The sequence below is a fragment of the Komagataeibacter xylinus genome (assembly GCF_004302915.1).
Classification (GTDB): domain Bacteria; phylum Pseudomonadota; class Alphaproteobacteria; order Acetobacterales; family Acetobacteraceae; genus Komagataeibacter; species Komagataeibacter xylinus_C.
On sequence record NZ_QQBI01000003.1, the window covers coordinates 21,902 to 43,957 of the forward strand.

Annotated in this window: 21 protein-coding genes, 1 tRNA gene and 1 other RNA gene; 19 read left to right on the forward strand and 4 right to left on the reverse strand. The window is 65.6% G+C overall.

Features of this window, described 5'->3' with window-relative positions; translation table 11 throughout:
• Positions 1-13 precede the first annotated feature (13 nt).
• Positions 14-844, forward strand: a complete 831-nt coding sequence (locus DV027_RS02840) for a DUF429 domain-containing protein (RefSeq protein WP_130730449.1) — start codon at positions 14-16, stop codon at positions 842-844.
• 221 nt (positions 845-1,065) lie between these two features.
• Here DV027_RS02840 and DV027_RS02845 read toward each other — a convergent pair.
• Positions 1,066-1,155: transfer RNA gene (locus DV027_RS02845), tRNA-Ser, on the reverse strand.
• 244 nt (positions 1,156-1,399) lie between these two features.
• On the opposite strand from DV027_RS02845, the gene rplU reads away from it, so the two are divergent.
• The 4 genes from rplU to proB all read left to right on the forward strand — a co-directional run bounded on the left by rplU (position 1,400) and on the right by proB (position 4,390).
• On the forward strand, positions 1,400-1,714 hold the full coding sequence (gene rplU / locus DV027_RS02850; protein WP_130730450.1) for a 50S ribosomal protein L21: 315 nt from the start codon (positions 1,400-1,402) through the stop codon (positions 1,712-1,714).
• Between the two features lie 65 nt (positions 1,715-1,779).
• Positions 1,780-2,049: a 50S ribosomal protein L27 gene (gene rpmA / locus DV027_RS02855; RefSeq protein WP_130730451.1), complete on the forward strand. Its 270-nt coding sequence runs from the start codon at positions 1,780-1,782 to the stop codon at positions 2,047-2,049.
• Positions 2,050-2,198: 149 nt separating this feature from the next.
• Entirely contained in the window at positions 2,199-3,242 is a 1,044-nt protein-coding gene (gene obgE / locus DV027_RS02860; RefSeq protein ID WP_130730452.1) for a GTPase ObgE, read from the forward strand.
• On the forward strand, positions 3,239-4,390 hold the full coding sequence (gene proB, locus DV027_RS02865; RefSeq protein WP_130730453.1) for a glutamate 5-kinase: 1,152 nt from the start codon (positions 3,239-3,241) through the stop codon (positions 4,388-4,390). Before obgE ends, proB begins: the two co-directional genes overlap by 4 nt.
• Before the next feature lie 94 nt (positions 4,391-4,484).
• Here proB and DV027_RS02870 read toward each other — a convergent pair whose 3' ends face one another.
• Together DV027_RS02870 and DV027_RS02875 are read right to left on the reverse strand one after the other, a co-directional pair.
• A complete protein-coding gene (locus DV027_RS02870; RefSeq protein ID WP_130730454.1) occupies positions 4,485-5,165 on the reverse strand; it encodes a hypothetical protein in 681 nt (226 codons plus the stop codon).
• Positions 5,166-5,268: 103 nt separating this feature from the next.
• Positions 5,269-5,544: a DUF2312 domain-containing protein gene (locus DV027_RS02875; RefSeq protein ID WP_061275776.1), complete on the reverse strand. Its 276-nt coding sequence runs from the start codon at positions 5,542-5,544 to the stop codon at positions 5,269-5,271.
• A gap of 254 nt (positions 5,545-5,798) precedes the next feature.
• Here DV027_RS02875 and zwf point away from each other — a divergent pair, with 254 nt between their 5' ends.
• From zwf to DV027_RS02890, 3 genes are read left to right on the forward strand one after another with little or no spacing between them, the layout of a single operon-like run.
• Positions 5,799-7,280: a glucose-6-phosphate dehydrogenase gene (gene zwf / locus DV027_RS02880; RefSeq protein WP_130730455.1), complete on the forward strand. Its 1,482-nt coding sequence runs from the start codon at positions 5,799-5,801 to the stop codon at positions 7,278-7,280.
• Between the two features lie 7 nt (positions 7,281-7,287).
• The gene (locus tag DV027_RS02885; protein WP_130730456.1) at positions 7,288-7,740 is read left to right on the forward strand and encodes a hypothetical protein; all 453 of its coding nucleotides are present in this window, start codon (positions 7,288-7,290) and stop codon (positions 7,738-7,740) included.
• 33 nt (positions 7,741-7,773) lie between these two features.
• The gene (locus DV027_RS02890) at positions 7,774-8,208 is read left to right on the forward strand and encodes an SMI1/KNR4 family protein (RefSeq protein WP_130730457.1); all 435 of its coding nucleotides are present in this window, start codon (positions 7,774-7,776) and stop codon (positions 8,206-8,208) included.
• A gap of 96 nt (positions 8,209-8,304) precedes the next feature.
• Here the strand turns inward: DV027_RS02890 and DV027_RS02895 are convergent, their stop codons facing one another.
• Complete coding sequence (locus tag DV027_RS02895; protein WP_130730458.1) at positions 8,305-9,261, reverse strand: alpha/beta hydrolase; 957 nt, start codon at positions 9,259-9,261, stop codon at positions 8,305-8,307.
• A 94-nt stretch (positions 9,262-9,355) separates the two neighbouring features.
• On the opposite strand from DV027_RS02895, the gene rnpB reads away from it, so the two are divergent.
• The 11 genes from rnpB to DV027_RS02950 all read left to right on the forward strand — a co-directional run bounded on the left by rnpB (position 9,356) and on the right by DV027_RS02950 (position 22,030).
• Positions 9,356-9,769: RNase P RNA component class A (gene rnpB / locus DV027_RS02900), an RNA gene on the forward strand.
• A gap of 324 nt (positions 9,770-10,093) precedes the next feature.
• The gene (gene mraZ / locus DV027_RS02905) at positions 10,094-10,570 is read left to right on the forward strand and encodes a division/cell wall cluster transcriptional repressor MraZ (RefSeq protein WP_130730459.1); all 477 of its coding nucleotides are present in this window, start codon (positions 10,094-10,096) and stop codon (positions 10,568-10,570) included.
• Positions 10,567-11,568, forward strand: a complete 1,002-nt coding sequence (gene rsmH, locus DV027_RS02910; RefSeq protein WP_130730460.1) for a 16S rRNA (cytosine(1402)-N(4))-methyltransferase RsmH — start codon at positions 10,567-10,569, stop codon at positions 11,566-11,568. Before mraZ ends, rsmH begins: the two co-directional genes overlap by 4 nt.
• The gene (ftsL, locus tag DV027_RS02915) at positions 11,565-12,347 is read left to right on the forward strand and encodes a cell division protein FtsL (protein ID WP_130730461.1); all 783 of its coding nucleotides are present in this window, start codon (positions 11,565-11,567) and stop codon (positions 12,345-12,347) included. The genes rsmH and ftsL overlap by 4 nt, the downstream gene beginning before the upstream one ends.
• A gap of 38 nt (positions 12,348-12,385) precedes the next feature.
• Positions 12,386-14,395, forward strand: a complete 2,010-nt coding sequence (locus DV027_RS02920; protein ID WP_130730462.1) for a peptidoglycan D,D-transpeptidase FtsI family protein — start codon at positions 12,386-12,388, stop codon at positions 14,393-14,395.
• 5 nt (positions 14,396-14,400) lie between these two features.
• Positions 14,401-15,873 carry a UDP-N-acetylmuramoyl-L-alanyl-D-glutamate--2,6-diaminopimelate ligase gene (locus DV027_RS02925; protein ID WP_130730463.1) on the forward strand — a complete coding sequence of 491 codons (1,473 nt, stop codon included), beginning with the start codon at positions 14,401-14,403 and terminating at the stop codon, positions 15,871-15,873.
• On the forward strand, positions 15,870-17,264 hold the full coding sequence (locus DV027_RS02930) for a UDP-N-acetylmuramoyl-tripeptide--D-alanyl-D-alanine ligase (protein WP_130730464.1): 1,395 nt from the start codon (positions 15,870-15,872) through the stop codon (positions 17,262-17,264). The genes DV027_RS02925 and DV027_RS02930 overlap by 4 nt, the downstream gene beginning before the upstream one ends.
• Positions 17,264-18,355 (forward strand): phospho-N-acetylmuramoyl-pentapeptide-transferase, encoded by a 1,092-nt coding sequence (gene mraY, locus DV027_RS02935; protein WP_130730465.1) that lies wholly within the window; start codon positions 17,264-17,266, stop codon positions 18,353-18,355. Before DV027_RS02930 ends, mraY begins: the two co-directional genes overlap by 1 nt.
• Positions 18,352-19,755 carry a UDP-N-acetylmuramoyl-L-alanine--D-glutamate ligase gene (gene murD, locus DV027_RS02940; RefSeq protein WP_130730466.1) on the forward strand — a complete coding sequence of 468 codons (1,404 nt, stop codon included), beginning with the start codon at positions 18,352-18,354 and terminating at the stop codon, positions 19,753-19,755. The genes mraY and murD overlap by 4 nt, the downstream gene beginning before the upstream one ends.
• Positions 19,752-20,918 (forward strand): FtsW/RodA/SpoVE family cell cycle protein, encoded by a 1,167-nt coding sequence (locus DV027_RS02945; protein WP_130730467.1) that lies wholly within the window; start codon positions 19,752-19,754, stop codon positions 20,916-20,918. The genes murD and DV027_RS02945 overlap by 4 nt, the downstream gene beginning before the upstream one ends.
• A complete protein-coding gene (locus DV027_RS02950) occupies positions 20,915-22,030 on the forward strand; it encodes a UDP-N-acetylglucosamine--N-acetylmuramyl-(pentapeptide) pyrophosphoryl-undecaprenol N-acetylglucosamine transferase (RefSeq protein ID WP_130730468.1) in 1,116 nt (371 codons plus the stop codon). The genes DV027_RS02945 and DV027_RS02950 overlap by 4 nt, the downstream gene beginning before the upstream one ends.
• The last annotated feature ends 26 nt before the right edge of the window (positions 22,031-22,056 follow it).

The following is a 22,056-nucleotide window of genomic DNA, read 5'->3' on the forward strand; positions in this document are numbered from 1 at the left end:
TAAAAAAACCATTATGGATATTTACGTCGGCTTTGATTCCGCATGGACAGATAATCCGAAAGCCCCCGGAGCCATTTGCGCTGTCAGCATCGAAAATGGGTATCCGGTGCAGTTTCATGCCCCGCAATTAGTGTCCTTTGACCAGGCGCTCGCTTTCATACAAAACGTCCGCCCTGCCTGCGGTAATGGCACCACACTCATAGCGCTGGACCAGCCGACAAGAGTGCCAAATTTGACCAGTATGCGCCCGGTAGAGCGTGTAGCGGCTTCGCTCGTCAGTTGGCTTGGCGGCGGCGTACAGCCGTCCAACCGGCAAAGAAAAGGCATGTTCTGCGATGCTTCGCCAATCTGGCGCTTCCTGAACGCGCTGAAAGCACGCGAACAGCCCGAGGCGGCCCGGCTGGCAACCAACGGACTTTATCTGATCGAAGTTTTCCCGGCTCTTGCACTGGCTTCATTAGGCGACGGGTTCTTCGGGCGGTTAAGCGCTCCTAAATATAACCCGGCCCGCACAAAAAATTTTCGCCTGGACGACTGGAACCGCGTAGCGGCCACTGCCGCGCAACAGGCACATCTGCTGGGCTGCAAGGAACTGGCAGAATGGTGCCTCGCCTGTGGCAAGATCGCGCGGCCACGAAAGCAGGATCAGGACAAGCTGGACGCCGCGTTATGCGTAATGATCGCACTCCACTGGCGGCTCCGCCCGCGCGAAGAGTCCGTGCTTCTGGGCGATCTGGAAACCGGATACATGGTTTCGCCAGCCAGCCCGGAGGTGCGGGACTACCTGACGGAACCAGCCCGAAAATTTTCGGTGGCCGTCGACGGAACATTTTCCCGCGCGTGATCATGTTTTATCAAGAGATAGCGGCTCTTGCCGTCCTTGCGCGCAACAGGGCGTGCAGTCTGGCGGGTGCCCTTACGCTCACCGTCAACATTCGTAAAAACAGTGAAGGCAGTCCGCACCGCACGTCACGCCCGTGTTTCACGACCTGACGCGCGCGATGGCACTGCTGCCTCAATGGCGCAAACCAGCAATTTAAATTGGGGAAAACACACGCGATGCAGTGGCGGAGAGGGTGGGATTCGAACCCACGGTACGCTTGCACGCACAACGGTTTTCGAGACCGCCCCGTTCGACCGCTCCGGCACCTCTCCAACTGCACGCGGTGATGCAGCGGCTTATAGGGTGGCACGCGCCCCCACGCAAGGGGTCTTTTTGCGCTATTCGACGGCACCATAAAAATATTGACCTCGCCCCCCGCAGCCAGTAAAAGCCCGCATTCACCCCGCGCGGACGGGGCGCCGCTGCAATGTGGCCAATAGAAAAAAGCGACTGGGCCGTGCCGCCTGCATTCCCGCAATGCCGCGCACGCCAAGAGATCGGAAAGATAGATAGAGAATGTTTGCAGTTATCCGTACCGGCGGTAAGCAGTACCGCGTTGCGAAAGATGCCGTCCTGAAGGTTGAGAAGCTGGAAGCCGAAGCCAGCGCCACCATCACGTTCGACCAGGTTCTCGCCGTTGGTGGCGAAAGCGGCACGACCATTGGCGCGCCCACCGTCAAGGGTGCGACCGTCACGGCAACCGTGATCGCGCAGGACCGCCTGGCCAAGGTCATCATCTTCAAGAAGCGCCGCCGGCAGAACAGCCGCCGCAAGAATGGCCACCGCCAGCCGGTGACCGTGGTGCGCATCTCCGCGATCAACGCCGCCTGATCCCTCTCCGGGCCCTGGGTCCGGGCAGGTTCGATCAGAGATTTCAGTTTTAAGGAGTTCAGGCAATGGCACAAAAAAAGGCAGGCGGTTCGTCCCGTAACGGGCGCGATAGCGCCGGGCGTCGTCTTGGCGTCAAGAAGTTTGGCGGCGAAAGCGTCGTCGCAGGCAACATCATCGTGCGCCAGCGCGGCACGAAGATGAAGCCCGGTGTGAATGTTGGCGTTGGCCGCGACCACACCCTGTTTTCCCTCGTGGATGGCCATGTGAAGTTCGTGCGCCGCGCTGAAGGCCGCGTGCACGTTTCCGTGGAAGCCCTGCCGCTGGCAGCGGAATAAGGCACGCGCCTTAGCCACGACGGGATTACCCGAATTGAAGGGGGCGGTCATTCTGGCCGCCCCCTTTTTCGTATGACGCCAGCACGCCATTTTCTGGTATCATGCATGCATACGGGGCACGCATTCTCGCCCCAACCGGATCGCAGGCAATGAAGTTTCTTGACCAGGCCAAAATCTATGTAAAATCCGGCGACGGGGGCGACGGTGTCGTGGCCTTCCGCCGTGAGAAGTATATCGAATTTGGCGGTCCGGACGGTGGCAATGGCGGCCGTGGCGGCGACATCATCTTCGAGGCGGTCGACAACCTCAACACCCTGATCGATTTTCGCTACACCCAGCATTTCCGCGCGCGCAAGGGCGGTAATGGCGCAGGCTCCGACCGCACAGGTGCTGCCGCCGAGACGGTGGTGATCAAGGTGCCCATCGGCACCCAGATCTTTGATGAAGACCGCGAGACCATGCTCGGCGACCTTGATGTGGCGGGCAAGCGGCTGCTTTTGTGCCGTGGCGGTGATGGCGGGCGCGGCAACGCGCACTTCAAGACCAGCACCAACCGCGCCCCACGCCGGGCCGACAAGGGCTGGCCGGGCGAGGAACGCTGGGTGTGGCTGCGGCTCAAGCTGATTGCCGATGTAGGGCTGGTTGGCCTGCCCAATGCGGGCAAGTCCACCTTCCTGTCCACCGTATCGGCCGCCCGGCCCAAGATTGCGGATTATCCGTTTACCACGCTGCACCCGCAGCTTGGCGTGGTGCGCCTGTCGGTGACGGAAGAATTCGTGATTGCCGACATTCCCGGCCTGATCGAGGGCGCGCATGAAGGCAGCGGGCTGGGCGACCGGTTCCTGGGCCATGTCGAGCGCTGCGCGGTGCTGCTGCACCTGATCGATGGCACGGCGGAAACGGAGGAGGTGGTGGCCGCATGGCGCACCATCCGCCACGAACTGCGCGAATATGGCGGCGGCCTGGCCGACAAGCCCGAGATCATCGTGCTGAACAAGATCGACGCCCTCCTGCCCGAGGAAATCGAGGAGCGTGTCACCGCCCTTGAGCAGGCAAGCGGGCAGAAAATCATGACCATGTCGTCGGTTGCGCACATGCATGTCGATACCGTGCTGCGCCGCCTGCAAGATGACGTGACGCGCAACCGCGCCGAGCAGGCCGAACAGCATAAAGCGGAGACCCCCGAGGCATGACCGAGACCGCCCTGCCCCAGCTTAGCCATGCGCGGCGCGTTGTCATCAAGATTGGCAGCGCCCTGATCGTGGACCCGCAGCAGGCGGCCCCCCGCCAGCCCTGGCTGGACAGCGTGGCGCAGGACATCGCTGCCCTGCGCGCGCAGGGCACGGAAGTCGTTGTCGTGTCATCGGGTGCGATTGCGCTGGCGCGCCACCAGCTCGGGCTGACGCGCCCCGTGCTGCGGCTGGAGGAAAAACAGGCCGCCGCCTCCGTTGGCCAGATCCGGCTGGCGCAGGCCTGGACCGATGCGCTCTCGCGCTTCGACATAACAGCGGCCCAGCTCCTGCTCACCCCTGATGATACCGAAAACCGCAACCGCTACCTCAATGCGCGGGCCTCGCTCAACACGCTGCTCGGCCTGGGCTGCGTGCCGATCATCAACGAGAACGACGCCATCGCCACCACCGAGATCCGCTTTGGCGATAACGACCGCCTTGGCGCGCGCGTGGCCGAGATGATCAATGCCGACCAGCTTGTGCTGCTGTCGGATATTGACGGCCTGTACACCGCCGACCCCCGCACCAACCCCGATGCCCGGCACCTGCCCGTGATCGCGGAGCTGACCACCAGCATCGAGGCCATGGGCGGCGCCCCCCCGCCGGGCTACTCCTCGGGCGGCATGCGCACCAAGCTCATGGCGGCCCGCATCGCCACCCAGGCAGGCTGCGCCATGGCCATTGCAAAAGGCGAAGGGCTGCACCCGCTTGCCCGCCTGCGCGATGGCGGCCGCTGCACGTGGTTCCTGCCCGCAGCCGATGCCCGCTCGGCACGCAAGAACTGGATTGCAGGCAGCCTGACCCCCGCGGGCCAGGCGGTGATTGATGATGGCGCGGTGCGGGCGCTGGCAGGCGGCTCTTCCCTGCTGCCCGCAGGCGTGACCGACGTGACCGGCGATTTTGATCGTGGCGACATGATCGCGGTGGTGGACCGGAGCGGGCAGAAAATTGCCTGCGGGCTGGCCGCCTACGCGGCGGACGAGGCAAGGCGCATCGCGGGCCACCAGTCAGATGAGATCGAGACCCTGCTGGGCTGGCAGGGTGCGGATGAACTGATCCACCGCGATGATCTCGTGCTGCTGGCAAAAATGGAAAGCCTGATGGGCTGACCCGGCCAGCAAGCCGCCTATAAAAACAGAAGTTTTTGGTGAAGCTTTTTTCAAAAAGCTTCAAAACCATCCCGACCTTTAAAAAACGACGCCCTCATTCAGGGCGCGGCGGCCAGCGCAGGGTAGGCTCGGCGCGCGCGCGGCGCTCAGGCTGCCAGACCGAAGCCCGGACCGGGCGCGCAGGCGTTACACGCGGGGCGGCAGGCCGCACCGGCTCACGGCTCCACTCCGCCAGGCCGGGTTCCGCCTCGGCATCATAGGATGGCTCGGGGCGACGGGGCACGTAAGGCTGGGCGGGCGCTGGCCCACGCGGCGGCGGCGGCCAGCCATCGTCTTCCGCAGGCCCGCGCTGTGCCGGCATGGGGGCAGGCTCAACAGGCCGGGAGGGCGGCGGAGCGGGCTGGGCACGCGGCACGCGGCGTTCATAAGCGGGAATGTCACGCGCATCGCCCCCTGTCTCCCCCCTGTCGGCAGGCGGCGCAGGGGGGGCGGGCTCCCATACGGGAGCCGCATCGACTGGCGTGGGTGCCCGGTCGGCCAGCGCATCTGCCACGACCGGGGGCTGTGCCGTCTGTTGTCCATTGAGGCCCAGCGCCAGCACGCGCAGCTCGGCCTGCAGGTCATCAAGCTGGATGGCCAGGTTATCAAGCCGCCCCTTTACGCCAAACACGGCAAACGGCACCAGCATCCACAACAGAGTGAACAGCATGCCGCCCACCAGCAGCACGGCCTGCGCCCATGCGGGCATCCATTGCGGGAAAAGCGATGACATCATGCAGCGTGCAACCTGAACGGACAGTGTGCCCCGGCACGGCCATGGCCAGCCCACGCATCGGCCGGAAAGGGCGTTGGAAGGACGATCCTACAACCTATGCGGGTTACATGCCAAGCGCGCGGCGGTAGATGTCGAGCAGGGTTTCCTGCTCCTCCACTTCCGCCGGTTCCTGCTTGCGCAGGCGGATGATCTGGCGGATCACCTTCACGTCAAAGCCTGCTGACTTCGCCTCGGTGAAAATATCCTTGATATCGCCCGCAAGCGCCTTGCGCTCTTCCTCCAGCCGCTCAACGCGTTCGATGATGCTGCGCAGGCGATCGGCTGCGATACCACCAACAGCGGCGGGGTTGTCGTCCGCCTCGAAATTGTCAGCATTCATGGCAGGTTTCTCCAGATATCGTGATTGCGCCGTTCCCGCCCGCGCGCACATGAAGGGAATGTCACTAGGCGACGGGATGGAACGGCGGGATTATCGCGCCACCGCCCGCTGGTCAATGCCAACTTGACAGGCCGGAGAGCCGGGCCGTAATCGAAGCTGCACCCCATATGCCGCTTTCGCGTCATGTCCGCATACGTCAAGCATGCCCGCCCGGCCATGCGGGGCACCAGATACAGGCAGGAGGCCCACGTTCGATGGCACATCTTCCCCCCGTTGATACCTTTGACTACATCGTTTTCGGCGGAACGGGCGACCTGACCATGCGCAAGCTGCTGCCTGCGCTGTATCACCGCTACCGTGACGGGCAGATCCCCGATGCCTCGCGCATCATCGGCACCGCGCGCTCGCCGCTCTCGCGCGCGGACTACCAGCAGCGCGCAACAGAAGCCCTGCACGAGCACGTCAAGCCCGAGGCGCTGGACGAGGCAACGGTGCAGCGCTTCGTGAACATGGTGCATTACGTGAGCCTGAACGGCGCACAGGCCGATAGCGACTGGCCCACCCTCAAGACCCTGCTCGACGCGGTGCCCGCAACGCGCATCCGGGTTTACTACCTTGCCACCTCGCCCGCGCTGTATGGCCAGATCTGCGAGAACCTGAGCCGCGAGGGGCTGGTGACCGAACAGTCACGCGTGGTGCTGGAAAAACCCATCGGCACCGATCTCGCCAGCGCGGAGGCCATCAATGACAGCGTGGGCCGCCACTTCCCCGAGAACCATATCTTCCGCATCGACCATTACCTGGGCAAGGAGACGGTGCAGAACCTGATTGCGCTGCGCTTTGCCAACCCGGTGTTCGAGCGGCTGTGGACGTGCGACGCCATCGAATACGTGCAGATAACGGCCGCCGAGACCGTGGGCGTGGAAGGGCGCGGCGCGTATTACGACCGCTCGGGCGCGCTGCGCGACATGATCCAGAACCACCTGTTGCAGGTGCTGTGCCTCGTGGCGATGGACCCGCCGGTCTCGCTCGAGGCCGACAGCGTACGCAACGAGAAGCTCAAGGTGCTGCACGCGCTCAAGCCCATCTCGGCCGATGACGTGGCCATCTATACCTCCCGCGGGCAGTACATGCGCGGCACCATTGGCGAGCGCACGGTAGGCAGCTACCTTGAAGACCTTGGCGAAGGCGTGACCAGCGAGACGGAAACCTTCGTGGCGCTGAAAGCCGAGATCCTGACCTGGCGGTGGGGCAACGTGCCGTTCTACCTGCGCTCGGGCAAGCGCATGGCGGAAAAGTCGAGCGAGATCGTGATCCAGTTCAAGTCGGCCCCGTGCTCGATCTTTAGCAACAATCCCGAGCCCAACCGCCTGATCATCCGCATCCAGCCCGATGAAGGGGTGATGCTGTCGGTCTCGACCAAGGACCCCACCCCTACCGACAGCCTGGCCCTGCGCCAGGCCGACATCAACATCGAGTTCGAGAAAGCCTTCAACATCCGCTACCCCGATGCCTATGAGCGCCTTTTGCTCGATGTGGTGCGCGGCGACCCGATCCTGTTCATCCGCCGCGACGAGGTGGCTGCCGCATGGCGCTGGATCGACCCCATCGAGCAGGGCTGGCGCGAGAACAAGGCCCCGCTCGAACCCTATGCCGCAGGCACATGGGGCCCGGAAGGGGCGCGTAACCTGCTCTCGCAGTCGGGCCATCTGTGGCACGAGGACATGAAGAAATAACCGCCGCATGAGCAATGAAACCCCACCCTCTCCCCCGCGCCTGAGCCGCAGGCGTGCGCCGGTCACGCTCAAGCAGCGTATCATCCGCCGCGTGCTCATGCTCATCCCCATGGCGGCCCTCGTCATCCTCGTGGGCCGCATGGGGTGGCTGGACCAGGCCGCCGACAAGCTGACCTTCTCGCGCACGAGCTGGTTCGATAATACCGCCCTTGTCGAGCACTTCCGCACGATCGTCACCCATAACGGCATGACGGCGGATGCGAAGGACTGCCTGCTGTTTGTGGTCAATGGCAACGACCCGGCCGATGCCACCCGCATTCAGGTCATGGAAAAGCATTCCGGCAAATGCCCCGGTGACCGTAATACGCTGCCGCTGCTGTTCACGCTGCGCATCGACCGGCTGGACCAGAAGGCGCTGACCGACTGGCAGTCACCCGGCATGTTCCACCCGCTGCCCTGAAAAGGGCAGCGATTATTTTCTCCGGCCGAGAGAATGATAAAGATCAGCCACGCAAAATCCATGCCGTCCCAAAAGGAAATAGCGGCAGTGGAGGCTGGTATCGATGCCATTTTCAATAACGAATATCTACAGTTCATCAGGCGGCATAACGGCGCTGAAATCAGGAATGGATATTATGACCTTTCCGAACAGCAAAGTTCTTATGTTCGATATTTTATAGAAATAGAAGACATAGCCAATCATGCCTCCATCATGGCAGACGACGAGACATCACAATATTTCTTTCCATTTGCGCTTGGCAGCTGCGGCGCATACTTTCTGATGAAAAAGAAAGGCGACGCTTGTATATATTATTATGATAGCGACTACATGGGCCATGAGGCGATATCGAAAGTTGCCCAAGGTTTCAATGTGTTCATGAATAATATCAAAAGCGATACTGAAATTAAAATAGAAGGCACCCATTAAGGTCGTGCAGGTTACCACAAGGAAGCCCTGATACCGCGCCGCCTTCAGCCCGGATGTCCTGATCGAAGCCGCTTCCCCGGAAACTGCCCCTGTTTTTCAGCCCTGCCCCCGCAGCACGCGCCGCAGGGCATGGGCGCCATATTTTATGGCAGCACGGCCAGCGGGCAGAAAGGCGTAGAAATTGAGGAACCCATGCACCGTGCCGCGCCAGGTGCGGGTTTCGGCCCGGCCTCCCGCCTGCTGCAGTGCGTGGGCGTAGCCGGTGCCTTCATCATGCAGGGGGTCGCATTGCGCCAGCCCGATCACGGCAGGCGGCAGGCCAGCGAGCGAGGACGCGAAAATAGGCGCGAGCCGCGGGTCATGCAGGTCCGCTGGCGTGCGGATATACTGCTCGGCATACCATTCCATCAGCTTGGTGGAGAGCATGTAGCCCGTGGCATAGGCCTCGCGGGAGGGCACGTCACGCTCCCCATACAGCGAAGGGTAATAGAGCAGTTGCATGGCAAGCGCCGGGCCGCCCCGATCACGCGCCATCTGGGCCAGCACGGCAGCCAGCGTGCCGCCCGCGCTGTCACCCGCAACAGCAATCGGCCCGCCCCAGCGATGCGCCTCGCCCGCCAGCCACTGCAATGCCGCCCAGCAATCCTCCACCGCATGGGGAAAGCGGTTCTCGGGGGCCAGGCTGTAATCGATGGACAGCACCGCCGCCCCTGACTGCCGCGCCAACCTGCAGCATATGCCGTGATGCGAGTTCAGCCCGCAATGCACATACCCGCCCCCATGCATGAACAGCACCACCCCATGCACCCGCCCATAGGGCACATAAAGCCGGGCGGCCAGCAGGCCGTCACGCCCCGGCACGCGGCAGTCGATCACGCGCCGCACCTGCAGCGAGGACAGCCCCATGGGAAAACATGGGCGGTCGAGCTTGCGGCGCATGTCCTCCAGCGTGTGGGGCTCGATGCTACGCCGCCGCGCGTGCCACCAGTGCATGCCGCCCAGCAAGGCGCGGGTGAGCAGGCCAGGGCGGGATGCGGCGGTTGAATCGGGCATGGAGCGCCTTTCCGGCAGGAAAACGGATTGAAAGAACACAGGCCCCCTCATTTATCGCTTGACGCTGCGCGCATGCACCGCCAGTTTCCGCATGCCAGACGGTCGGACGGTCGCTGCCACGTGGTCATACACGTGATGGAGGAAAGTCCGGGCTCCACGGAAAAACGGTGCCGGCTAACGGCCGGCGGGGGCGACCCCAGGGACAGTGCCACAGAAAACAGACCGCCCTCACGGCGGCGCGCGCAGCAATGCGGGCGACGTTGGGGGCAAGGGTGAAACGGTGCGGCAAGAGCGCACCGCATGCATGGTAACATGGATGGCAGGGCAAACCCCACCGGGAGCAAGACCGAATAGGAACGGCGGATGGGCCGCAAGGCGCCATCAGGGGTTTTTCCGCCCTGTCGTTCGGGTTGGTCGCGTCAGGTGCGCAGCAATGCGCATCGCAGAGGAATGATCGTCCCGCCCCGCAAGGGGCGGACAGAACCCGGCTTACAGACCGTCTGGCATTTTCCCCAATCCTGTAAATTCAACCGCTTTGGGCGGGGCGCTCTACCCAGAGTTGTTTACAAGTATTAACGCTAAAGAACAAACCATAAACAAGGCACATTCCCGCCATATTGCGTGCGCCCGGTACAGTTTTACATGCCGCCTCACTCACCTGTGCTGCAATAACGGTATTTTTCGACCATCTTTCCTGCATCTTTAATTGACCCCCCATAAAATCCCATGTTATCCCATGCTCACACCAGATTCAGAAAGGGGCGCGGTCACAGGCGCCACGGGGGCTGATCACTGGGTTTTCTAAATTTGCCGAGGGAGGGCATCGCGCAGCGTGAGTGTATTCCTGGGCACACACCAGAACCGGCTGGATGCAAAAGGGCGCGTTTCCATTCCCTCCGCATTCCGTGCCGCGCTGCGTGCCCGGGCCAAATCGGGCGAGCCGCTGGCCATCCTGCGTCCGTCCCATCTGCATCCCTGCCTCGAGGCATGGCCCGCTGATGCTTTTGCCGCACTGACCCGCCCGCTGGATGAAATGGACATTTTTTCCGAAGATCATGACGACCTGGCCACCGCCCTGTATGCCGATGCCTATCCGTTCGAGGCGGACCGCGAAGGCCGCATCCTGTTGCCCGAATCCCTGCGCGCCCATGCGGGCCTGACCGACCAGGCCACCTTCATGGGGCTGGGCCGCACCTTCCAGATCTGGGAGCCGCAGGCAGCGAGCGCCCGCCGGGCCGATGCCCGCCTACGCGCCCGCGGCCTCACCGCTGGCCGGGGCATGCCGCCCGCCACGGGCACGCCGTCATGAACGGCCCCTTCCCCCCGCACGACCCCGGCCATGTACCCGTGATGCTGGCCGAGGTGATGGAATACCTCGCCCCGCATGATGGCGGTCGTTACGTGGATGGCACCTTTGGCGGTGGCGGCTACGCGCGCGCCATCCTGGCCAGCAGCAACTGCCAGCTGTGGGGCATCGACCGCGACCCCGCCGCCATCGCGCGTGGCGCAGCTCTTGCCCCCACCTTCCCCGATGGGCATGGCGGTACGCGGCTGCACCTGCTTCATGGCGGCTTTGCCGACATGGCGGCCCTGCTGGCTGAAGGGGGCGTGGCGAAGGTGGACGGCATCGTGCTCGATCTTGGCGTGTCGTCCTACCAGATCGACGAGGCCGAGCGCGGCTTCTCCTTCCGCATGGATGGCCCGCTGGACATGCGCATGAATGACACGGGGCCGACGGCAGCCGACGTGGTCAATACCCTGCCCGAGGAGGAACTGGCCGATATCATCTACCATTATGGCGAGGAGCGCCTGTCGCGCCGGGTGGCGCGCGCCATCGTGAGCGCCCGCGCCGAGGCCCCGCTGCTGCGCACGACCCAGCTGGCCGACGTGGTGCGCTCGGTCGTGCGCCCCGACCGTTCGGGCATCGACCCCGCCACCCGCACGTTCCAGGGGCTGCGCATTCACGTCAATGACGAGCTGGGCCAGATCCGCGCCGTGCTGGAACAGGCCCCCGCCCTGCTGGCGCCAGGCGGGCGGCTGGTTGTCGTCTCGTTCCATTCGCTGGAGGACAGGCTGGTCAAGCAGGCCATGCTGCGCGCGGCAGGCCGCGTGCCCGCCCCCTCCCGCCATGACCCCCGCGCCATGACCGAGCGCGCGGGCCCCACCGGATTCAGGCTCCTGACCGGACGCCCCATCCGGCCGGGCGCGGAAGAAACCCATCGTAATCCACGTGCACGCAGCGCAAGACTGCGCGCGATGGAATGCATTGCCTCCCCATCCATCGCAGCATCGGAACCTGCCGCATGAGTCGGTTTGTAACGTTTTTCTTTGCCATGGTGGCGGCCGTGTCCGGCCTGTTCCTTTATAACAAGAAACAGCAGACCACAGCACTCGACCACCAGATTGCCCAGATCGTGGAGCAGACGGAGCGCACCCGCGCGCAGACCGCCATGCTGCGCGCCGAATGGGCCATGCTGAACCAGCCCGACCGGCTTGGCACGCTGGCCAGCCGTTATGACAAGGGGCTCCAGCCCGTCTCGCCCACGCAGTTCGTGCAGATGTCGGCCCTCGGCACCCACCTGCCGCCTGTTGGCGTGCCCTCGCACCACCCCGTGCCCGTCCCCCGCGCCACGATGGTCGCAACCCTTGCCGCCGATCATGTCGCCCCTGCGCCCGTGCATGAGGCCGTGGCAGCCCTGCCCGCAATTGCAGCCCCCGCAACGCCAGCCCATGTCGAGCACGCCATGGCGGCCCTCCCGCCCCGCCACAGCGAACCGACGGCCCAGCATGACGGGCTGGCCCGCGCCATGGCCCAGATCGAGCCGCGCGCGCCCGTGCATGCCGCCGCCCCCGAGCACGCCCGCCTGCCCGAGCGCATGGCGGCCGCCGAGCCCGTGCACCTGCCACCCAGCCCGCGTGAGAGCATGATCACCCCTGTCCACATGGCCGCTGCAAGCTACCACCCGCGCAGCCAGAACATAGCCGAGGCGGCATGGCGCCCCACCGCACCGCCGCGCATGGGCGGCAGTTCTCTGGGCACGCCGCATGTAACGAGCCTGCCGCCGCCGGTGCCCGTCAGCAACTGATCGCCCTTTTCCTACCGGCCCTGTAGCCCGGAACCCGTATGCAAAATCCTTCGAGCAACCAGCCAGACAGAGGTGGACAGGCTCCCCCCGGGGGGAGCCTGCGCACGCTTATGGCGCAGGACCGCATGCATGCGCGGCTGGTGGTTGTGGCCGGGGGGTTCTGCCTGCTGTTCTCAGCCATTGCGCTCAAGCTGACACTGGCCACGATCATCAACCCCCTGCCGCCACAGCAGCAGCAGATCGCGCCGCAGGTGCCCCCCATCCCCAAAAGCGACCCCAAGGGGATGATCGCGGGCGACGTGGTGCTGCCACAGGTGCACCGGGCCTCGGTCACCGACCGCAACGGGCAGGTGCTGGCCATGTCGCTGCCAGTTGCCCAGGTCTATGCCAACCCGCAGGAAATGATCGACGCGAGTGATGCCGCCCACCGCCTCAAGCAGGCCCTGCCCAGCCTGGACGAGGCCGAGACAAAGCGCCGCCTGTCGCTGAACAAGCAGTTCGTCTATCTGGCGCGTGACATCTCGCCCGCGCAGGAACTTGCCATCAACAACCTCGGCATTCCCGGCATCTATTTCGAACCCGGCGAGCGCCGCCGCTACCCCATGGGCCGCGTGGCCGCCCACATCCTGGGCGGGGTGGATATCGATGACCACGGCGTGGCCGGCATCGAGCGGTATTTTGACAAGCGCCTTGATGGCGACAGCCAGCCCCTGCGCCTCTCTCTCGACGTGCGCGTGCAGAACGTGGTGCATGACGAACTCCAGTCCGCGATGGACATGTTCCAGGCCATCGGCGCGTGCGCCATCGTGATGGACGTGCATACCGGCGAGATCATCACCATGGTGAGCCTGCCCGATTATGACGCCAACGACTTTGGCCACGCTGCCGCCGATTCACGCTTCAACCGTGCCGTGACGGGCATGTACGAGCCCGGCTCGACCTTCAAGCTCCAGACCGTGGCCATGGCACTGCAGGAAGGCGTTGCCCATATCTGGGACAGTTTTTCGAGCACGCCCATCAAGATCGGCCGCTTTACCATATCGGACATGAAGAACGACCATTTCGCCCCGTGGCTGTCGCTGCCCGAGGTCATGGCCTATTCCTCCAACCCCGCCGCCGCCCATATCGCACTCGATGCGGGTGCACCCCGCCAGCAGGAGTGGCTGCGGCGCATGGGCTTCTTCTCGCGCGTGCCGATCGAACTGCCCGAGGCCGGGCGGCCCATCATCCCTTCCGTGCATAACTGGGGGGTTTCGACCACCATGACGGTGGCGTTCGGCCATGGCGTGGCGGAGCCGCCGCTTTCCATCGTGCGCGGCACGGCGGCCACGGCCAATGGCGGCTTCCTGCTCCGGCCGACCCTTGTCGCGGCCCAGAGCCCCGCCACCACGGATGCGCCCGCCGATGCTGCTGCCGATACCGCCATGCCCGCGGATGCGGAGCGCCTGATCTCGGCTGCCAATTCCGACATTTTGCGCAAGATCCTGCGCCTCGACGTGGCCAAGGGCACGGGGCAGAAGGCGGAATCACCGGGCTACTACGTGGGCGGCAAGACCGGCACGGCGGAAAAGATCGGCGCGCATGGCGGCTACCTCAAGCATGTCAACGTCTCGGCCTTTACCGGCATCTTCCCTATGAACGCGCCGCGTTATGCCATCTATGTCATGCTCGACAGCCCCAAGCCCACCGCCCAGACCCATGGCTGGACCACGGCGGGGTGGAACGCGGCCCCCACGGCAGCCCACATGATAACGCGCGTCGCCCCCATGCTCGGGCTGTTCCCCGATACGCAGCATGAAGCCGCGATCGAGGCCTCGCTGGCCATTCCCATGCGGCCTGCCGTGCCGCGTGGCTACCGCGCGCTCGGGCCGGGCTACGACCCCGGCACGGCCAGACTGCATGAGCACGAGCATGAAGCAGCGCCCCGCGCCGCCACCCGCACCCATGCCGCCCGTGACGTGACCGAGGCAACACCGGCCAGCCATGCCCTGCATGCCCGCAATGAAGCCGGGCGCGCGCCCGCCCACCACCAGCGCGAGCGGGGATGACCGGCATGAACCTGACCGAACTCCTGCACCGCGCAGGCGTGGACGCCGTGCGCGCGCTGCCTGCCACAACCGGCACCATTACCACCATCACGGCAGACAGCCGCGCCACCAGCCCCGGCGTGATCTTTGCCGCCCTGCGTGGCACGCGGGTGGATGGGCGGGCCTATATTCCGCAGGCCGTGGCCAATGGCGTCGCAGCCCTGCTGGTGCAGGCTGACCCCGATTTCGTGCCGCCGCCGGGTGTTGCCTGCGTGCAGGTGGCTGACGGCCGCCGTGCGGTGGCCCTGATCGCACGCGCGCTCGCCCCGCGCCTGCCCGCCAGTATCGCGGCCATAACCGGCACCAACGGCAAGACCAGCACGGCGGAATTCCTGCGCCAGATCTGGGCGCTTCAGGGCTTGCAGGCAGGCACCATCGGCACGCTGGGCGCGGTGGCCCCCTGCCCACTGCCTGATTGCGGCCCCGTGCTCACCACGCCCGACAGCGTGAGCCTGATGCGCCTGCTGGGCGCGATGGCGGCGGGGGGCGTGGAGCATGTCGCCATCGAGGCGTCATCGCACGGGCTGGAACAGCGCAGGCTGGATGGCATCACGCCCTATGCCACGGGGTTCAGCAATCTCACCCACGACCATCTGGACTATCACGGCACCACCGCGCATTACCGTGCCGCCAAGCTGCGCCTGTTCGACACGATCCTGCCCGAAGGCGGCATTGCAGCCCTCAATGCGGACATGGACGGCGAGACCTGTGCTGCCGTGCGCGCCATTGCCCAACGCCGCAACCTCGTGCTGCGCACCACCGGCACGCAGGGCGAGACCCTGCGCCTGCTGTCCGCCCGCGCAACCCCCATGGGGCAGGACCTGCGCATTGCCACCCCGGCAGGGGAATGCGCGCTCAGCGTAAGGCTGGTCGGGCGCTTTCAGGTCGATAACCTGCTCATGGCCGCAGCCCTTTCAGGCCGCGCGGAAGATGCGCCCGCGCGCGCACTTGCCCTCCTGCCGCACCTGCATGGCGTGCGTGGCAGGCTCGAGCGCGCCGCCGTGCTGCCGGGCGGGGCCGCCGCCTATGTCGATTTTGCCCACACGCCCGATGCCATCGCCCGCCTGCTGCACTCGCTGCGCCCCCACACGCCGGGCCGGCTGGTGATCGTGATGGGGGCGGGCGGCGACCGTGACCGGGCCAAGCGGCCCGTGATGGGCGCCACCGCCACCCAACTGGCCGACACCGTGATCGTGACCGATGACAACCCGCGCAGCGAGCCGCCTGCCGCTATTCGCGCGGCCATCATGGCAGCCAGCCCCGGCGCCATCGAGATTGGCGACCGCAAACAGGCCATTGCGGCGGGGCTGGACATGCTGGGCGCGGGCGACGTGCTGGTAGTGGCGGGCAAGGGCCATGAACAGGGGCAGATCGTGGGGGATACGGTGCTGCCATTTGATGATGCCACGGTAATCCGTGGCCTGACGGGGACTGAATGACAGTGCTATGGAGCCGCGCGGACCTTGAGGCCGCGACATCGGGGCGTTTTCCGCCCTCCGGCGCAGTGACCATTGATGGCACCGGCGTTTCGATCGATACCCGCACGCTCCAGCCGGGCGATGTGTTCATTGCGCTGATTGGCGAGAACAGCAACGGGCATGCGTATGCCGCCGCAGCCCTTGCCGCGGGCGCTGCCGCCGTGGTGGCGCATGAGCCCTGTGGTGATGACCCGCGCATTCTGAAGGTGGATGACACGCTGGCCGCCCTGCAGGGCATGGCCCGTTTTGCCCGCGCGCGTTTTGCAGGCCGCATGCTGGCCGTGACCGGCAGCGTGGGCAAGACCTCGGTCAAGGACATGCTGCATGCCGCGCTCAGCGCATGCGGGCCGACCCATTGCGCCGTGGCGTCATATAACAACCACTGGGGCGTGCCGCTCACGCTCGCCCGCCTGCCTGCCGCAAGTGCCTATTGCGTGTGCGAGATCGGCATGAACCATGCAGGCGAGATCCGGCCGCTTGCCGCCATGGTACGCCCGGATGTTGCTGTGGTGACGACGGTTGCATCCTCGCATCTCGGGCTGATGGGTAGCCAGGATGCCATTGCGCGCGAAAAGGCAGAAATCCTGCTGGGTCTAGTGCGTGGCAACGGGACCGGTATCGTACCAGTAAATGTTACGGGGTCGGAATATTTCAAGCGCATTGCCGAACTTATGAAAGCCACGCTGTGGTGGGTCGGACACACGCCTGACTGCGCCGTGCAGGCAAGCGATGTGATATCCGACGCGCATGGTAGCGGATTCTATCTGCGCCTGCCTGCATGGCAGGGTATGGCGCGCGTCAACGCGCCGGGGCGGCACATGGCTGACAACGCCATGCTGGCACTGGCGGCAGCGCATGCGGCGGGCGCTGACATGGCCCGTGCCGTGGCGGGCCTTGCCACCTTCCGCCCCGGCGCAGGCCGCGGCGCACTTGCAAAGGTGATGCATGACAAGGTTGCCCTGCTGGATGAAAGCTATAACGCCTCACCGGCCTCTGTCCGTGCCGCACTCGACCTGCTCGGGCTGGTTGCCACGGGGCGGCGCATCGCCGTGCTGGGCGACATGCTTGAACTCGGCGCGTTTGCGCGGCATGAGCATGCCTCCCTCCTCCCTGCCGTCCGCGCCAACGCGGATGCTGTCTTCTGTTGCGGCCCGAATATGAAAATACTTTTTGACAGCCTGCCCCCTGCCCTACGCGGGGCCTGGGCGCCGGATTCCACCACGCTTGCCCCCCTGGTGCGCACTGCCCTGCACGCGGGCGACACGGTCATGGTCAAGGGCAGCCTCGGCAGCCGCATGCGCCATGTCGTTGCTGCCCTGAAGGCCGATGACGCCCGGGTGGGACCGGCCTGATGCTCTATGACCTGTTCGAGCACCATGCCACGGCCCATACCTCCGTGCTCAACCTGTTCCGCTACATCACGTTCCGCTCGGGCGCTGCGTGCCTGACCGCACTGGTCATCAGCCTGTGCCTGGGCAACCCGCTGATTGCGCAGCTGCGCCGCATCCAGCGCGGCGGCCAGCCCATCCGCAAGCTCGGACCGGAGCGCCACCTGATCGAGAAGGTCGGCACCCCCACCATGGGCGGCGTACTGATCCTGCTCTCGCTGTTCGGCTCGACCCTGCTGTGGGCGGACCTGACCAACGGCTTCGTATGGGCCGTCATGCTCACCACCGCGGCCTTTGGCGCGGTGGGCTTTGCCGATGACTACCTCAAGCTCTCACGCCGCAATACCGATGGCGTGTCCAAGCGCATGCGGCTGGGCTGCGAGTTCGGGGCCTCGCTGATCGGTGGCATCTGGCTCGAGCACATGATGCCGCCCGACCTTGCCAACCACCTCGCCTTTCCGTTCGTCAAGGACCTGCTGCTGCCGCTGGGCTACGCCTTTCCGCTATTCGCCATGATCACCATCACCGGCTTTGGCAACGCTGTGAACTTTACCGACGGGCTGGACGGGCTGGCCATCGTGCCGGTCATTGTGGCGGCCCTGGTGTTCGCGCTGATCTCCTACCTCGTGGGCAACCATGTGTTTGCCGACTACCTGCAACTGCACGCCGTGCCCGGCACGGGCGAGCTTGGGGTGTTCTGCTCCGCCCTTGTGGGCGCGGGGCTGGGCTTCCTGTGGTTCAACGCGCCGCCTGCCGCCGTGTTCATGGGTGATACCGGCTCGCTCGCCCTTGGTGGCGCGCTGGGCGCCGTGGCCGTTGCGGTCAAGCATGAGCTGGTGCTGTGCATCGTTGGCGGGCTGTTCGTGGTGGAAACGCTTTCGGTCATCATCCAGGTGTTCTGGTACAAGCGCACCGGGCGGCGCGTGTTCCTGATGGCGCCGCTGCACCACCATTTCGAGAAAAAGGGCTGGGCGGAATCCAAGATCGTGATCCGCTTCTGGATCGTGTCCATCGTGCTGGGGCTGTGTGGTCTGGCCACGCTGAAACTGCGGTGAGCGGCACTTTCCCCCCCACCCTGTTCGCGGGCCACCATTATGGCGTGGCGGGGCTGGGCCGTAACGGCAATGCTGCCGTTGCCGCCCTGCTGGCCATGGGGGCGAGCGTGCAGGCGTGGGATGACCGGCCCGAGGCCCGCGCGGCCCTTGCCACCCATGAACGGCTGAAGGTCGCCCCCTTTGCCAACATGCTGGGGCTCGCGGCCCTTGTGCTTTCGCCCGGCATTCCGCACCACCTGCCCAGCCCGCACCCGCTGGCGAGCATGGCGATGGATGCGGGCGTGCCGATCCTGTCCGATGCCGAACTGCTGTTCCGCGCGGTGCGGGCGGCGGGCGGGCGGGCGCGTTTCGCTGGCATTACCGGCACCAATGGCAAGTCCACCACCACCGTGCTGCTGGCGCACATGCTGGCATGTGGCGGCATTCCGGTAGCGGCTGGTGGCAACCTTGGCCCGGCCGCCCTCAGCCTGCCGCTTTTGCCCGATGATGGGGTGTACGTGCTCGAAATGTCATCGTACATGCTCGAGCGGCTGGAACGGCTGCATTTCGATGCCGCCTGCCTGCTCAACCTCACCCCCGACCACCTCGACCGCCATGGTGACATGACCGGCTACACGCGGGCCAAGATGCATGTATTCGACCATCAGGAGCCGGGCGACCTGGCGGTGCTGGGCGCCACCCTGCCTAATTACGCCAGCCTGAACCGCCAGCTTGCGCCCACCCGCACGACCGTGGCCTGCATCAGCGGCGCGGACATACCGCAATGCGATTTCTACTGCACGCCGCCACAGGCGCTGTGCGACCGCCACGGCGTGATTGCCGACCTGACCCACGTGCCCGACCTGCCCGGCACCCATAACCGCGAGAACGCGGCCGCCGCCACCGCCATGGCGCTGCATCTGGGCCTGCCGCGGGCTGCGGTGGAGGGCGCGCTGCGCAGCTTCAGCGCACTCGACCACCGGCAGAAAACGGTAGGCAGCGTGGAGGGCATCCGCTTCATCAATGACAGCAAGGCCACCAATGCCGATGCCACGGCCCGCGCGCTGGCCTGCCATGAGCGCATGGTGTGGATTGCAGGCGGCACGGCCAAGGCGGGCGGGATCGAGCCGCTTGCGCCCCTGTTCGGGCGCGTGGCGCTGGCGCTCCTGATCGGGCGCGACGCGCCGGTGCTGGCCCGGACCCTTGCGCAGTACAAGGTGCCGTGCCGCATTGTCGAAACCCTCGAGCGCGCCGTGCCCGAAGCGCGCGAGGCCGCCCGCGCGCTGGGCGTGGACGTGGTGATGCTCTCGCCCGCCTGCGCGAGCTTTGACCAGTTCAGCGGTTTTGAAGCCCGTGGCGCGCGGTTTGCAGCCCTTGTGCAGGCCCTTACGGCCGACCCGGAGGGCACCCGCGCGCAATGAGCAACCTGTCGCGCATAAACACCTCGCACCTGGCGCGATGGTGGCGGAGCATCGACCGGGTCACGCTGATCTGCGTGGGTATCCTGATCGGGTTCGGCTATATCCTCATGCTGGCGGCAAGCCCGGCGGTGGCGGTGCGCATTGGTGCCTCGCGCGACATGTTCATTTTCAAGCAGGTCGTCTTTCTGGTGCTTGCGGCCGTCATCGTATGCGCAACCTCCCTGCTTTCGCTGCGCGGGGTGCGGCTGATGGGGTGGATCGGCTTCGCACTTGCACTTGGCGCCACCTTCATGACCCTTGTGCATGGCATCGAGATCAAGGGCGCGCGGCGGTGGATCGCGCTGCCCATGATGTCGGTCCAGCCCTCCGAATTCCTCAAGCCTTTCTTTGCCGTGGTCACCGCCTGGCTGCTGACCGAGCGCAGGACGCGACCGTATCTGCCCGGCCTGCTGGTGGCGCTGGGGCTGTTCGCGCTCGTGCTGCTGCTGCTCAAGTCTCAGCCTGATATCGGCATGCTGAGCGTGATCACCACCGTGTTCCTGGCGCAACTCTTTGTCGATGGGCTGAGCCTGTTCCTGGTCGGCGCGGGCGTGGCCAGCATGGTGGCGGCGTTCATTGGCGCGTATATGGTGTTTCCGCACGTGCGCTCGCGCGTGGAGCGGTTTTTGCACCCTGCCGTGGGTGACCATTACCAGATCGATACCGCGCTGCGCGCCTTTGGCAATGGCGGCCTTTTGGGGCGCGGGCCGGGCGAAGGCCGGGTGAAGGACCTGCTGCCCGATGCGCATGCCGATTTCGTGTTCGCGGTGGCGGGCGAGGAATTCGGCATGCTGGTATGCCTGTTCATTATTGGCGTGTTCGCCACCATCGTCATCCGCACGCTGCTCAAGCTGCTGCGCGAGAACGATCCCTTCATTGCGGTGGCAACGGCGGGGCTGGTGACGGGCTTCGGGCTGCAGGCCTTTGTCAACATGGGCTCGACGCTGCACCTCATCCCGACCAAGGGCATGACGCTGCCGTTCATTTCCTATGGCGGTTCATCGGCCATGTCGGTGGCGCTGACCATCGGGCTGGTGCTGGCGCTGACCCGCAACCGGCCCAACGAGACCCGCTTCGGGCAGTTTACGCCAGCCCCTACCCCCGCACCGAGAGGATCGTCATGACCCAACACTGCATTGCCATCGCAGCCGGGGGCACCGGCGGCCACTTCTTCCCTGCCGAGGCGCTGGCCTGCGAGCTGGTGCGCCGGGGGCATGACATCATGCTCATGACCGACCAGCGCGCGGGCGGGCGCAACAGTGGCGTCTTTGCAGGCCGCCAGCAGTTCGTCCTGCCGGGCGCTGGCATTGCCGGACGCGGCCTGATGCGGGCCAGCCGGGCGGCGCTGGCGCTGGCGCGGGGCACGGTGCAGGCACGCGGTATTATTGGCCGCATCTGTCCTGCCGCCATCATCGGCTTTGGCGGCTACCCTTCCGTGCCGCCGCTGCTTGGCGGCTGGCTGCTGGGCAAAAGCCGCCGCCCGCTTCTGTTCATTCATGAAGGCAATGCGGTGCTGGGCAAGGCCAATGGCTTCCTGGCCCCGCGCATGGATGGCATTGCCACCTCCTTCCCCACCGTGGCGGGCGTGCCCGCGGGCGTGCCCACAACGCTCACCGGCATGCCAGTGCGGCCTGGCATCGCGGCACTGGGCGGGGAAGGCTATGAACCCTCCAACGGCGTGCTCAACCTTTTGGTGTGGGGCGGCTCGCTCGGCGCGCGCGTGTTCAGCGACGTGGTGCCCGAAGCCCTCGCCGCCCTGCCGCCCGCGCTGCGCGCGCGGCTGCAGGTGACCCAGCAGGCCCGCGCGGAGGATGTGGCGCGCGTGCAGGCAGCCTATAAAACGGCGGGCATTCCCGCCACCATCGCCCCCTTCCTTGATGACGTGCCCGGCCTGCTGCGCGCAGCACATCTGGTGATTGGCCGCGCGGGTGGCTCATCGGTGGCGGAACTGGCGGTGGCGGGCCGCCCTGCCCTGCTGGTGCCACTGCCCATTGCCGCGCGTGATGAACAGGGCGCCAACGCGCAGGCGCTGGTTGATGCGGGGGCTGCGTGGATGATCCGCCAGCCTGATTTTACCGCCCCGGCACTCACGCAGCGCCTGACCACCCTGCTGGCTGACCGCGACCTGCTGGCCCGCACGGCGCAGGCCGCAAGCCGCCTTGGCCGCCCTGATGCCGCCCGCCTTCTGGCCGATATGATAGAAGCCCGCTTGCCTGACACGCCCCGCACCGCTTAATTCCCGGCAGCGCGAATACGGAGACC